Origin of the sequence: uncultured Roseicyclus sp., from assembly GCF_937892565.1 — a bacterium.
Taxonomy (GTDB): domain Bacteria; phylum Pseudomonadota; class Alphaproteobacteria; order Rhodobacterales; family Rhodobacteraceae; genus Roseicyclus.
Map to the genome: position 1 here is coordinate 1 of NZ_CALAHQ010000039.1, position 12,331 is coordinate 12,331.

General features: G+C 62.8%; 13 protein-coding genes and 1 riboswitch. Of the genes, 5 read left to right on the plus strand and 8 right to left on the minus strand.

All coding sequences use genetic code 11. The features are described from left to right. The 4 genes from ugpB to ugpC form a co-directional block, all read left to right on the plus strand. A partial coding sequence (ugpB, locus tag Q0094_RS05715; protein ID WP_297616182.1) for a sn-glycerol-3-phosphate ABC transporter substrate-binding protein UgpB occupies positions 1-1,230 on the plus strand: 1,230 nt, incomplete at its 5' end. Between the two features lie 65 nt (positions 1,231-1,295). Continuing rightward, the gene (ugpA, locus tag Q0094_RS05720; protein WP_297616184.1) at positions 1,296-2,183 is read left to right on the plus strand and encodes a sn-glycerol-3-phosphate ABC transporter permease UgpA; all 888 of its coding nucleotides are present in this window, start codon (positions 1,296-1,298) and stop codon (positions 2,181-2,183) included. A gap of 14 nt (positions 2,184-2,197) precedes the next feature. Continuing rightward, a complete protein-coding gene (gene ugpE / locus Q0094_RS05725; RefSeq protein ID WP_297616186.1) occupies positions 2,198-3,046 on the plus strand; it encodes a sn-glycerol-3-phosphate ABC transporter permease UgpE in 849 nt (282 codons plus the stop codon). A gap of 2 nt (positions 3,047-3,048) precedes the next feature. Further along, the gene (gene ugpC, locus Q0094_RS05730; protein WP_297616189.1) at positions 3,049-4,128 is read left to right on the plus strand and encodes a sn-glycerol-3-phosphate ABC transporter ATP-binding protein UgpC; all 1,080 of its coding nucleotides are present in this window, start codon (positions 3,049-3,051) and stop codon (positions 4,126-4,128) included. Positions 4,129-4,182: 54 nt separating this feature from the next. Here the strand turns inward: ugpC and sulP are convergent, their stop codons facing one another. The 8 genes from sulP to metZ all read right to left on the minus strand — a co-directional run bounded on the left by sulP (position 4,183) and on the right by metZ (position 10,891). Then, a complete protein-coding gene (sulP, locus tag Q0094_RS05735) occupies positions 4,183-5,922 on the minus strand; it encodes a SulP family inorganic anion transporter (RefSeq protein ID WP_297616192.1) in 1,740 nt (579 codons plus the stop codon). A 74-nt stretch (positions 5,923-5,996) separates the two neighbouring features. Beyond that, entirely contained in the window at positions 5,997-6,344 is a 348-nt protein-coding gene (locus Q0094_RS05740) for a TIGR01244 family sulfur transferase (protein WP_297616194.1), read from the minus strand. Between the two features lie 70 nt (positions 6,345-6,414). Next, on the minus strand, positions 6,415-7,299 hold the full coding sequence (locus Q0094_RS05745; protein ID WP_297616196.1) for an MBL fold metallo-hydrolase: 885 nt from the start codon (positions 7,297-7,299) through the stop codon (positions 6,415-6,417). Between the two features lie 23 nt (positions 7,300-7,322). After that, entirely contained in the window at positions 7,323-7,760 is a 438-nt protein-coding gene (locus Q0094_RS05750; RefSeq protein ID WP_297616199.1) for a DUF6691 family protein, read from the minus strand. 5 nt (positions 7,761-7,765) lie between these two features. Next, on the minus strand, positions 7,766-8,200 hold the full coding sequence (locus tag Q0094_RS05755; RefSeq protein ID WP_297616202.1) for a YeeE/YedE family protein: 435 nt from the start codon (positions 8,198-8,200) through the stop codon (positions 7,766-7,768). A 222-nt stretch (positions 8,201-8,422) separates the two neighbouring features. Further along, positions 8,423-9,094 carry a Crp/Fnr family transcriptional regulator gene (locus tag Q0094_RS05760; RefSeq protein WP_297616205.1) on the minus strand — a complete coding sequence of 224 codons (672 nt, stop codon included), beginning with the start codon at positions 9,092-9,094 and terminating at the stop codon, positions 8,423-8,425. A gap of 100 nt (positions 9,095-9,194) precedes the next feature. Then, positions 9,195-9,692, minus strand: coding sequence for a GNAT family N-acetyltransferase (locus Q0094_RS05765; RefSeq protein ID WP_297616208.1), 498 nt, complete (start codon positions 9,690-9,692; stop codon positions 9,195-9,197). Continuing rightward, positions 9,689-10,891, minus strand: a complete 1,203-nt coding sequence (gene metZ, locus Q0094_RS05770; RefSeq protein ID WP_297616211.1) for an O-succinylhomoserine sulfhydrylase — start codon at positions 10,889-10,891, stop codon at positions 9,689-9,691. Before metZ ends, Q0094_RS05765 begins: the two co-directional genes overlap by 4 nt. Before the next feature lie 75 nt (positions 10,892-10,966). Further along, positions 10,967-11,045: riboswitch (SAM riboswitch) on the minus strand. A gap of 132 nt (positions 11,046-11,177) precedes the next feature. On the opposite strand from metZ, the gene Q0094_RS05775 reads away from it, so the two are divergent. Next, a complete protein-coding gene (locus tag Q0094_RS05775) occupies positions 11,178-12,071 on the plus strand; it encodes an alpha/beta hydrolase (RefSeq protein WP_297616214.1) in 894 nt (297 codons plus the stop codon). The last annotated feature ends 260 nt before the right edge of the window (positions 12,072-12,331 follow it).

Here is a 12,331-nt window from a genome sequence, read left to right on the forward strand (position 1 = left end):
GCCATGGGTGGCGAATTGGGCGAAAAGACCGAAGCCCTTGCGACTGCGTTCAACGCGGCCCAGAGCGAATTCGTTGTCGTTCCCAGCTATCGCGGCACCTATACCGAGACGATGACCGGTGCGATCGCGGCCTTCCGCGCGGGCGAGCAACCCGACATCGTGCAGGTGTTCGAAGTCGGCACCGGCACGATGATGGCCGCCGAGGGTGCCATCGTTCCCGTCTATCAGCTGATGGCCGATGCAGGCGTGGCCTTTGATCCCGCCGCATTCCTGCCCGCCGTTGTGGGCTACTACACCGACCCCCAAGGCAACATGCTGTCGATGCCCTTCAACTCGTCGACGCCGATCATGTACTACAACAAGAAGGTCTTTGCCGCTGCAGGCCTCGACCCCGAGCAGGCACCGCGCACCTGGGCAGATGTCGAAGCTTTCTCGCGCCAGATCATGTCGTCGGGTGCCGCTGAATGCGGCTTCACCACAGGTTGGATCAGCTGGGTGCAGCTCGAGAATTTCTCGGCCTGGCACAATCAGCAGATCGGCACGCTTGAGAACGGCTTTGGCGGTCTTGAGACCGAACTGACCTTCAACGGCCCCATGCAGGTGCGCCATTGGGAAAACCTCGCCCGCTGGCAGCAAGAGGGCGTGTTCCAGTACGGTGGCCCCGGTGGCGGTGCTGATGCCCCCCCGATGTTCTATTCCCAGAAATGCGGCATGTACATGAACTCGTCCGCGTCGCGCGCGGGCGTGCTGAACAACACCCCCGATTTCGAAGTCGGCATCGGCATGCTGCCCTATTACGATGATGTTGCGGGCGCACCGCAGAACTCGATCATCGGTGGCGCGACCTTGTGGGTTCTGGCCGGCGGCAGCGCCGATGAACAGCGCGGCGTGGCCGAGTTCTTCAACTTTCTCTCCTCGCCCGAAATTCAGGCCCAGTGGCACCAGGATACCGGCTATCTGCCGATCACCCAGGCCGCTTATGAGTTGAGCCAAGCGCAGGGCTATTACGCCGCCAACCCCGGCGCCGACACCTCGATCTTGCAGATGACGCTGAACGCGCCGACCCCCAACTCCAAGGGTCTGCGGTTTGGCAACTACGTGCAGATCCGTGGTGTGATCGACGAAGAGTTCCAGCGCCTTTTGGCAGGGGACGTCAACGCACAAGGCGCGCTTGACGCGGTCGTGGCACGCGGCAACGCGCTGATCCGCGAATTCGAAGCCGCCAACTGATCGCCCACGCAAAGCGACCCACGCCGCGGCCGAAGCGGCGTGGGTCTTTCGCCCATGAGGACGGCATGCAAACCAAGCGCACGATTTTTGGCAACAAGGGGCTGCCTTATCTGTTGTTGGCGCCGCAACTGGTGATCACAGCGATCTTTTTCCTGTGGCCTGCGGGCCAGGCCGTGCGCCAATCCTTTCTGCGCGAAGATGCCTTTGGCCTGTCGACGACCTTTGTGGGGCTGCGCAATTACCGCGCGCTGCTCGACAGTCCCGAATATCTTGGGGCCTTGAAGGTAACGGTGGTCTTTTCGATCGCAACGGTCGTCTTGGCGCTTGGCATCGCGCTGATGCTGGCCTTGGCTGTCGACCGGATGCTGCGCAGCGCGGCGCCCTATACCACCATGCTGATCTGGCCCTATGCGGTGGCCCCTGCGGTGGCTGGCATCTTGTGGTGGTTCATCTTCAATCCGGCCATCGGCATCTTGCCTTTCGTGCTTGAACGGGTCTGGGGCTATGACTGGAACCATAATCTGACCGGAAGCGATGCGATGATCCTTGTGGTGGTCGCCGCCGTCTGGAAGCAGATCAGCTATAATTTCCTGTTCTTTGTCGCAGGGCTCCAATCCATTCCCACCTCACTGCGCGAGGCGGCTTCGATCGATGGGGCGGGCCCGTTCAAGCGGTTCTGGTCCATCACCTTGCCGCTGTTGTCGCCCACAACCTTTTTCCTGCTGGTCGTGAATGTTGTCTACACGCTGTTTGACACCTTTGCGATCATCGACGCGACCACCGGCGGCGGGCCCGCGCAAGCGACCACCATCTTGGTCTACAAGGTCTATGATGACGGTTTCGTGGGCCTCAACCTTGGATCTTCGGCGGCGCAGTCGGTGATCTTGATGATCATCGTGATGGCTTTGACCTTCATCCAGTTCCGCTATGTGGAACGCAAGGTCACCTACTGAAGGGGCGCGCAGGCATGGTCGAAAATCAGCGCTGGCTCGACATCTTTGCACATGCGATTCTGATCCTTGGGGTCGCGACGGTGGCTTTTCCGGTCTATATCGCCTTTGTTGCATCCACCCACACGTCAACGGCCTTCGTCTCAGGCACGATCCCGCTGACCCCCAGCACATCCGGCCCGGGCAACTATGGCAATGTGTTGTCGGGGGGGGTCGCCGCTCAGATGTCGGTGCCGATCAGCCTGATGCTGTTCAATTCCATGGTCATGGCGCTTTTGATCGCCGCGGGCAAGATCGTGATCTCGATCATCTCGGCCTTTGCCATTGTCTATTTCCGCTTTCCGTTTCGCATTCTGGCGTTCTGGATCATCTTCATCACCCTGATGCTGCCGGTCGAGGTGCGCATCGTGCCGACCTTTGCGGTGATCGCCGATCTGGGCATGCTCAACAGCTATGCGGGGCTGACCGTGCCCCTGATGGCCTCGGCCACGGCGACATTCCTGTTCCGGCAAGTCTTTCTGACAATCCCCGACGAAATGATGGAGGCCGCGCGAATCGATGGCGCGGGGCCGATGAAATTCTTTCGCGATATCTTGTTGCCATTGTCGCAGACAAACATCGCGGCGCTGTTCGTGATCCTGTTCATCTATGGCTGGAACCAGTACCTCTGGCCGCTGCTGATCACGACCGACAGCGGCTATTACACGATTGTGGCCGGCATCAAGCGCATGGCCGATGTCGTCGAAAGCGAACCCTTGTGGAATTACATCATGGCCGTGACCGTGCTGGCCATGCTGCCACCCGTGGCGGTGGTCATCTTCATGCAGCGGCTTTTCATCAAAGGCCTTGTGGATAGCGAGAAATAGCCATGGCAGACCTGAAACTGCGCAATCTGGGCAAGACCTATGGCGGTGGCATAAACGCCGTGGAAGGCGCGTCCATCGACATCGCGGATGGGGAATTCATCGTTCTGGTGGGCCCGTCGGGATGTGGGAAATCGACGATCCTGCGCATGATCGCGGGGCTTGAGACCATCACCACGGGCGAAGTCGAAATCGGCGGCCGCGTGGTCAACAGGCTTGAACCCGCCGAGCGCGACATCGCCATGGTGTTCCAGAACTACGCGCTCTATCCGCACATGAGCGTGCGCAAGAACATGGAATACGGGCTGAAGAACCGCGGCACGCCACGCGCCGAGATCGACCGCCGCATCGCTGCCGCCGCCCAGACGCTCCAGATCACGGACTATCTCGACCGCAAGCCGCGCGCCTTGTCGGGCGGTCAGCGACAGCGTGTCGCCATGGGGCGTGCCATCGTGCGCGAACCGGCGGTGTTCTTGTTCGACGAACCCTTGTCGAACCTTGATGCCAAGCTGCGCACCCAATTGCGCGCCGAACTCAAGGACCTGCACCGCCGCCTGCGCGCGACCTTTGTCTTCGTCACCCATGATCAGGTCGAAGCGATGAGCCTGGCCGACCGCATCGTGATCATGTCGCAAGGCCGGATCGAACAGATCGGCACGCCGATGGACCTCTACAAGCGGCCTGAAAGCCGATTTGTGGCCGAATTCATCGGCGCGCCGCCGATGAATGTGATCGACCTGAAAACACCAGCCGGTCAGGCAATCGCCGCGCTGGCCGATGGCGTGCCGCAAGGCGCGGGTGCGGTGGGCCTGCGCCCCGAACAGCTGCGCATCACGCGCGAGGGGCCGCAGGCACGCGTGATCTTGATCGAAGCGCTGGGCGCAGAGACGCTGGTGCATCTGGCGCTGGGCGATGCACGGCTGATCTTGCGCGACGGGCATGGCAGCTTGCTGACACTTGGCCAGACGCTTTGTCTTGGGGCCGATCCTGACGCGGTACGGTTCTTTGATCATGCGGGTCGCACGATGGACCCTGCTGCCCCGGCCCTGCCCAACCCGGCCCCCATGCGCGGCATCGGGGCATAAGGGGGCGGGAAAACCCGGGTTTTCCCGTGCGAAAAACGCGCGTTTTTCGCCCCCCTACTTTGCGGCCGGTTCGGGCAAGGGCCGCCCGCTCAGCGCGACCCAGGCATCATATTGCGACAAGAACACCCGGCCTGACAGATGCTGCAGGAAATGGGTCTTTTTCAGCCGGTCGGTCACCGGGCCCTTGACCTCCGACAGATGCAGGCTGATGCCCATATCCTTGAGCCGCAGGTTCAGCGCCTCGAGCGCCTCGAGCGCAGAGAAATCGATCACATTGACCGCCGAACACATCAAGACCACATGTCGGATCGGCCCACCCGTTCCCACGCGGTCCAGCACATAATCCTCCAGAAAGCGCGCATTGGGGAAATAAAGGCTTTCATCAATGCGGATGGCCACGATAGCCGGGTCCGTTTCAACCGTGTGACGGTGAATGTTGCGGAAATGCTGGCTGCCCGGCACCAGACCCACCTCGGCCACATGGGGTTTGGAGGTCTTGTACAGATGCAGCAGGATCGACAAGATCACCCCCGCTGACACCCCGGTTTCCACCCCTAGGCCCAAGGTGATCATGATGGTGGCCACAACGGCTGCGAAATCAGCCTTGGAATAGGTCCAGGCTGTCTTGAGGATCGAAAAATCCACAAGGCTCAGAACCGCGACCATGATCGTGGCGGCCAGGGTCGCGATCGGCAGGAAATAGATCAACGGCGTCAATGCCAGTGCCGCAACCAACAGACCCACTGCCGTAAAGGCCCCGGCGGCGGGCGTTTCGGCGCCGGCGTCGTAATTCACCACCGACCGCGCAAAGCCGCCCGTCACCGGATAGCCGCCGGTGAAACCGGCCCCGATATTGGCGGCCCCCAGCCCGATCAATTCCTGATTGGGGTCGATGCGCTGGCGCTTTTTGGCCGCCAGCGTCTGTGCCACCGAGATGGATTCGACAAATCCGATGACCGAAATCAACAGCGCCGGCACAAAAAGCGTCACCAGCAGGTCAAGGTTGACCGCAGGCATCGTCAGCGGCGGCAAGGATTGCGGCACCGCACCCACGATCGCCACGCCCCGCTCCGACAGCCCCAGCCCCCAGACCGCCAGCGTCGAAACCGCGACCGCGGCGACCGGTCCGGCCTTTTGCACGATATCTGCCAGTCTGGGTGGCAGGCCCCAGCCAAGGGCCAGGGGCTTGAGCCCCTTGCGCACCCAAAAGAGGAAACCCGTCGCGCTGACCCCGATCACCAGCGTGATCGCGTTCACCTCACCCAGATGCGAACCCAGTGACCACAGCATCTCGGGCAAGGTATGCCCCGAACCAGATACGCCCAGAATATGCTTGAGCTGGCTTGCCGCGATCAAGATGCCCGCCGCCGTGATGAAGCCCGCGATCACCGGATGGCTCAGGAAATTTGCCAAAAACCCCAGCTTGAGCAGCCCCATCGCCAACAAGATGACACCCGACATCACCGCCAGCGTCAGCGCGGCCACGCCATAGCCGATGGTTCCTTGTTCGGCCACCTGCCCCACCGCGGCCGCCGTCATCAACGACACGACCGCGACCGGCCCCACGGCCAGCACGCGCGAGGTGCCGAAAATCGCATAGAGCACGATCGGCAGAATCGAGGCATAAAGCCCCGCTTCGGGTGGCAGACCGGCCAGCATCGCATAGGCCAGCGATTGCGGGATCAGCATGATCGTCACGATCACCGCCGCCATCAGATCATTTTGCAGCGCATCGGTCGTGTAGCGGCGGCCCCAGTCAAGGACGGGAACATATCGGCGCAATCTGTCGGTCATGATGGGTGGTCTTTTCAAGCAGGGCAGCACGGAGCGCACCACCCGGGATCGGAAAAAAGGAAGAGCGTGCGCGCTCAGGCGGGATGCTGCGTGCGGGCCTGGACCATCGACCAGAGCGTCGAGGACCGCATGCCGCTGCGGCAATAGGCAAGGACCGGGCCGGGCAATTCGGCCAGAAGCTTTCCAAAGGCGCCGGCCTTGGCCTCGGTCAGGTCGCTGTGGGCGATGGGCAGGTAGCGCGCCTCGAGCCCTGCCGAGCGGGCGGCGGCCTCGATCTGGGCAAAGGCGGGCTGGCCGGGTTCTTCGCCATCGGGGCGGTTGCAGATGACCGCGCGATAGCCTTGGGCGGCGATCTGGGCCATTTCGGAGGGGGTGATCTGGCCCGTGACAGACAGGCCGGGCGTCAGGGTACGGGCGTCCATGGTGGCGCCTCCTTTGGAATGAGACCTTGGGGAATGGGCGGGCGGAGGCATCGGCCCCCGCCCCACCGGGTCACAGCGCGTTGACCGGAACCTTAAGCATCGGGTGGCCATTCTTGTCCTTGGGAATGTCGCCCGCGCGCATGTTCACCTGCAAGGCGGGGATGATCAGCTTGGGCATAGCAAGCTGCGCGTCGCGTTCCGTGCGGAACTTGACAAAGTCATCCTTGGTCTTGCCACCGCCGACATGGATGTTGTGCGCCTTTTCATCGCCCACGGTGGTTTCCCACTGAATGTCGCGGCCATTGGGGCCGTAGTCGTGGCACATGAACAGCCGCATCTGATCTGGCAGGCTCAGCACCTTCTGGATGCTGTCATACAGCATGCCCGCATCACCGCCGGGGAAATCGGCACGCGCCGACCCACCATCGGGCATGAAGAGCGTGTCGCCGACAAAGGCCGCATCGCCCATCACATGGGTCATGCAGGCGGGCGTGTGGCCGGGGGTGTAGACCGCAAAGGCGCGCAAGCCCCCGATCTCATAGCTGTCGCCATCATCGAAGAGGGCATCGAATTGGCTGCCGTCGCGCTGGAACTCGGTGCCTTCGTTGAAGACCTTGCCGAAGGTGTCTTGCACGATGGTGATGTTGCGCCCGATGCCGATCTTGCCACCCAGCTTCGACTGGATGTAGGGCGCGGCCGACAGGTGATCGGCATGGACATGGGTTTCGATCAGCCATTCGACCTTGAGGCCCTTTTCCGTGACATGGGCGATGATCTCATCGGCATTGTCATAGGTGATCCGGCCGGCGGCGTAATCGATATCCATCACGCTGTCGACGATGGCGCAGCTGTTGGAATTGGGATCTTTCACGACATAGGAAATCGTGTTGGTCGCCGGGTCGAAAAAGGGCTCGACCTCGGGACGGACATTCATGTTGACAGGAAAATCGGACATATCAGGCCCTCCGGCTCGATGGATTACACGGTTGCCTGGGCTTTGGGCCGAGACAGGTTCTGCAAGAACTTCGCGGCGAAAATGCCGCCGATGAGTGCTGCGACAAACAAGATCACCTCGATCCGGCCCGTGCCAAGCGCCGGCAGCGCGCCGCCGGGGCAAAAGCCGGCAATGCCCCAGCCCACACCAAAGACAGCAGAGCCGCCGATCAGGCGCGCGTCAAGATTGCGCGCAGTGGGCAAGACAAAGCGCCCCTCGAACAGGGGCCGGGCGCGACCAAAGACGATGCGATAGCCCACAGCGGTCACGACCAGCGCACCGCCCATCACAAAGGCCAGCGAGGGATCCCATGATCCCGCGACGTCAAAAAAGTTGATGACCTTGGCAGGGTTCGCCATGCCCGACACCACGATGCCGGTGCCAAAGACCACACCGATGAGATAGACAAAAATCAGATGCATCCGGATCACCCTGCGAAAACGTGGCGGACAAGATAGACAGTCACGGCGGTCGTCGCCATGAAGGTGAGCGTGGCCGCGATCGACCGGGGCGAAAGGCGCGCCATGCCGCACACGCCATGCCCCGAGGTGCAGCCCGACCCATAGGTCACGCCGATCCCAACGATAAAGCCGCCGATCAGCAGCATGGGCGTGGAGACGGGGACCACGACCTCGGGCATTTGGCCCGCGACCAGCCAATAGACGCCGGGCCCGGTGATCATGCCCAGCAAAAGCGCAATGCGCCAGCTGGCATCTTGCCACGAGGATGGCGTGACAATACCCGCCAAGACGCCCGTGGCCCCCATGACGCGGCCAATCGCCAGCATCAGCAGCACGGAAGCCAAACCGATCAGCACGCCGCCGCCCAGTGAGGCCCAAGGGGTGAATGCGGTTTCGATCATGCGTGCCACCCGGCGGTGATCTGAACGCAAGAGTGAGAAATGACAGGCATCGAGACGGACTCCTTCGTGGTCATGCGATGTGGCATAGCGATTCGAGGACCGTCCGTCAGTGATCTAGTCACACAAGCACCCGTGGCCCGCCAAAGGGGGCGAAAAACCCGGGTTTTTCGCGCGGAAAATCTCGAGATTTTCCATCCGGAAAGCGTGCGCTTTCCGCCCCCCTCAGCTTGTGGAGAGTGCGCGCAGACCGTCACAATCGAGGATTTCGACCGCCCCGCGCGATTGCGCGATCCAGCCGCGGCGCTGGAATTCCGCCAATTGGCGCGAAATCACCTCGCGTGCGGTGCCAAGTTCGGCGGCCAATTGCGCATGGGTCGCTTTCAAGACCCCGGTATCGGCGCGTTCAATGATCTTTTGCGCCAGTCGGATGTCCATGCGCCGAAAGGCGATATCCTCGATCACATGGAACAGGTCACTGATCCGGCGCGAATAGGCGCGGAACACGAAATTCCGGAATTCCTTGGATGATGCGACCAGGTCGTCGAACACCCCGCGTGGGATGGCGGCGGCCACCACCTCGGTTTCGGCCACGCCTTCGGCCGCGTGATCCTCATAGGCCAGCATGCACGCGGTGGTCAGCACGCAGCTTTCGCCCGCTGTGGCCCGATAAAGCACCACTTCGCGCCCGCTTTCGGCCAGTTGCTGCACCCGCACCGTGCCTTGCAACAAGAGCAACAGATGATCGGGCGATTTGCCGGGGCCAAAGATGATCGTGTCTGCGGGCAAGCGGATCACCTGACTGCGCGTGGTCAAGACATCACGCAGGCGCGGCTCCAGCTTGCTCAGACCGTCAAAGCGGTTGATCCAATCTTCTGTTGGCACCACGGCTGTCATGAGGCTTGTCTTTCCATTCGTGTCCGCGTGTCGTGCATGTATCGCATGGGCTGCCAGATTGCAGCCCCTTGCGCGGGTGTGCAAGCGCCGCGCCAAGTGCTCAGGCCGCGTGGCTGTTCTGACGCGTCAGGTCCTTGAGCATCATGGCATGCGGCAAGCTGACGCCGTCACGCGCAATCTGGTGGCGCAGCCTGAGTTGCCAGCCATGGCGGCGAAAGAATCGCTCGCCCAAAAGACTGGCACCTGTTTCCAGCCGCCCAAGCCCCGCGACGCGCGCATGCCCTTCCAGCACGGCATAAAGCGTATCGGCCACGCCTTGGCCCATGACTTCGGGGGCGACATAGGCGAAATCAAGCCACCCCGTGACCAGATCAAGCGTCATGAAGCCCAAGAGGTTCCCATCGCGTTCGGCCAGGATCGTGTCGGCCTCGATCAGGCGACGGTGCCAATCGTCGTCGTTGGGCGGTGCGGGCGACCATGCGGCGCGCTGGGCGGGGCAATAGTGCTGCGCCGCGCCCTCGTGGACCGCACGGTGATACAACACTGCCAAGCCTGCGGCATCGCTGTCGCGGCAGGGCCGGATCGTCAGCGCCTTCATGCCTGACGGGCAGCCTGGAGGGCCGCAGACAGGTCGGCAATCAGGTCATCGGGGTCTTCCAGCCCGACCGACAGCCGCACCAGCCCGGGTGTGATGCCGAGCATCTGCTTTTGCGCATCGCTCAAGCGCTGATGGGTCGTGGTTGCGGGATGGGTGATGATGGATTTCGCATCGCCCAGATTGTTGGAGATGATGATGATCTCGAGCGCATTGAGAAAGCGGAATGCCGCCGCCTGTCCGCCCTCGATCTCGAGCGCGATGACGGTGCCGCCCTGTTCCATCTGGGCGCGCGCCAGCGCATGCTGGGGATGGCTGGGCAGGCCGGGATAGATGACCCTTGACAGCCCCGCGCGCGCTTCGAGCGCCTCGGCGATGGCTTGCGCGCTGGCCGCCTGTGCGCGGCAGCGCAACTCGACGGTTTCGAGCGATTTCAGCATCACCCAGGCGTTGAAGGGCGACATCGCCCCGCCTGTGTGTTTCATGTAGGGCTCGACCGTCTTGCGGATGAAGGTCTTGCTGCCAAGGATCACGCCGCCCAGACAGCGCCCCTGACCATCGATGTGCTTGGTGGCCGAATAGATCACCACATCCGCGCCCAGACCCAGCGTGTCCTGGAACACCGGCGTGGCAAAGACATTGTCCACGATGACCAGAGCACCCACCGCATGGGCAAGCCGGGACACGGCGGCGATGTCGATCACCTCGAGCGTGGGGTTCGAGATCGATTCGAAGAACACCGCCCTTGTGTCGGGCCGGATCGCATCGCGCCATTGGGTCAGATCGGTGCCATCGACAAACGTGACCTCGACGCCATAGCGGCCCAGGATTTCCTCAAGGATATACAGGCACGACCCGAACAGCGCCCGCGCCGATACCACATGATCGCCCGCCCGCAGCATCGACACCAGCGCACCATTGACCGCCGCCATGCCAGAGGCGGTGGCAAAGGCCGCCTCGGCCCCTTCCAGGGCTGCGATGCGGTCTTCGAACATGGCAACCGTCGGATTGCCGTAGCGGGCGTAGATGTATTCATCCGGCCCGATCTCGACAAAGCGGGCCTCGGCGGCTTCGGCGGTGTCATAGACAAAGCCCTGGGTCAGGAAAATCGCCTCGCTCACCTCGCCATACTGGCTGCGGCGGGTGCCGGCGTGAACGGCGCGGGTGCGCGATTTGCGCGCGGGGGTGGGGGTGTCGGTCATGCCCGTCTCCTTTCGCATCAGGTCGGGGCGCAGCCTGCGCGCCCTTTGGTGGCACAGGGTCGGGAGCAAGCGGGAAAGCCGACATCCGCGACCTCTTTAGCGGTTTGTTTAACGTGGCCCGCAATCCGGTTCACAAATCGCCACGCGCGATGGGCTACGCCGCGCCTGCGCCCGCGTCAAGCGGGCTTGATGCGGCGCGGATGCGTCATGGAAATGTTGCAGATCTTTGATCGAAATGTTGCGCAATCCGGCTATCCCGCCCCCAGATATGGCGGGGACAGCACAGATGGCCGTGATTTCCGTCAACGCGACCGAAACCGGTTGGAGCAGCACAGACGCGCTGATGCAGGGCCTCGCGCGGCTTGGCCCGGGGGCAAGCGTCATCATCATGATCCATGGCTTTCGCTATTCGCCATGGGATGCGGCCAATGATCCGCACAGCCACATCCTGTCGCCTGTCCGATCGGCTTCGCGCTGGAAGTCGACGAGCTGGCCCAAGCACCTGAGGCTGGACCGGGCTGGGGCGGGGCTGGGCATCGGGCTGGGCTGGCATGCGCGCGGCAGGCTGTCCGATGTGGCCGCGCGGGCCTTTGGGCTGGGCCGGACGCTGGAGGATCTTGTGCGCCGGGTGAAATCCGCGCGCCCGGACCTGTCGGTTCATCTTTTCGGGCATTCGCTGGGGGCCCGGGTCGCGCTTTCGGCGCTGTCCGGGCTTGCGGCCGGCGATGTTGCGCGCGTCGTGCTCTTGTCAGGGGCCGAATATGCCGTCACGGCCCGCGCGGCCATGGCCACCCCGGCGGGACGTGCGGCCCGGGTGCTGAACGTGACAAGCAGGCAGAACGCGGTGTTCGATCTGGCCTTCCGGCTGTGCGCACCACCGGCATCGCGCGGCGACGCGGCGCTCTCGGGCCGGCTCGACGGGGTTGCGGGCTGGACAGATCTGCAGATCGATTGCCCCAGCAGCCGTGCGGCCCTGTGCGGGCTTGGCTTTCACGTCCGGCCCGCCCGTGGCGTGATCTGTCACTGGTCGACCTATCTGCAGCCGGGCCTGTTTCGGCTTTACCGTGCGGTCTGCGATCAGGCCACGCCCGACATTCTGGACCGGCTGGATGCGGCATTGGCCCGCGACATGCCAAAAACCAGCCCGAACCCGGCCCAATTGCAGCTTTCCCCCTTGTGATCGGGGCGGGTTGGCCCGATGTCCCCGTCAGACTGGCAAGAAACCCGGCGATCCGCCGCGCAGGACGGCTGGTTTTCGGGCGAGAATATCTCTAGCTTCGCCCGGGTAAGGGTCATGGAAACACGATGAGTTCAGGTGTGCTTCAGGGTGTCGCGTTCTTTGCCTTGATGGTGGTCGTGGGGATCGCCGTCTTTGGTGGCTTCGGGGTGTTGTGACATGTCCAGACGCTATGGCGGCACATTCAGCCCAACCGGCAGCCC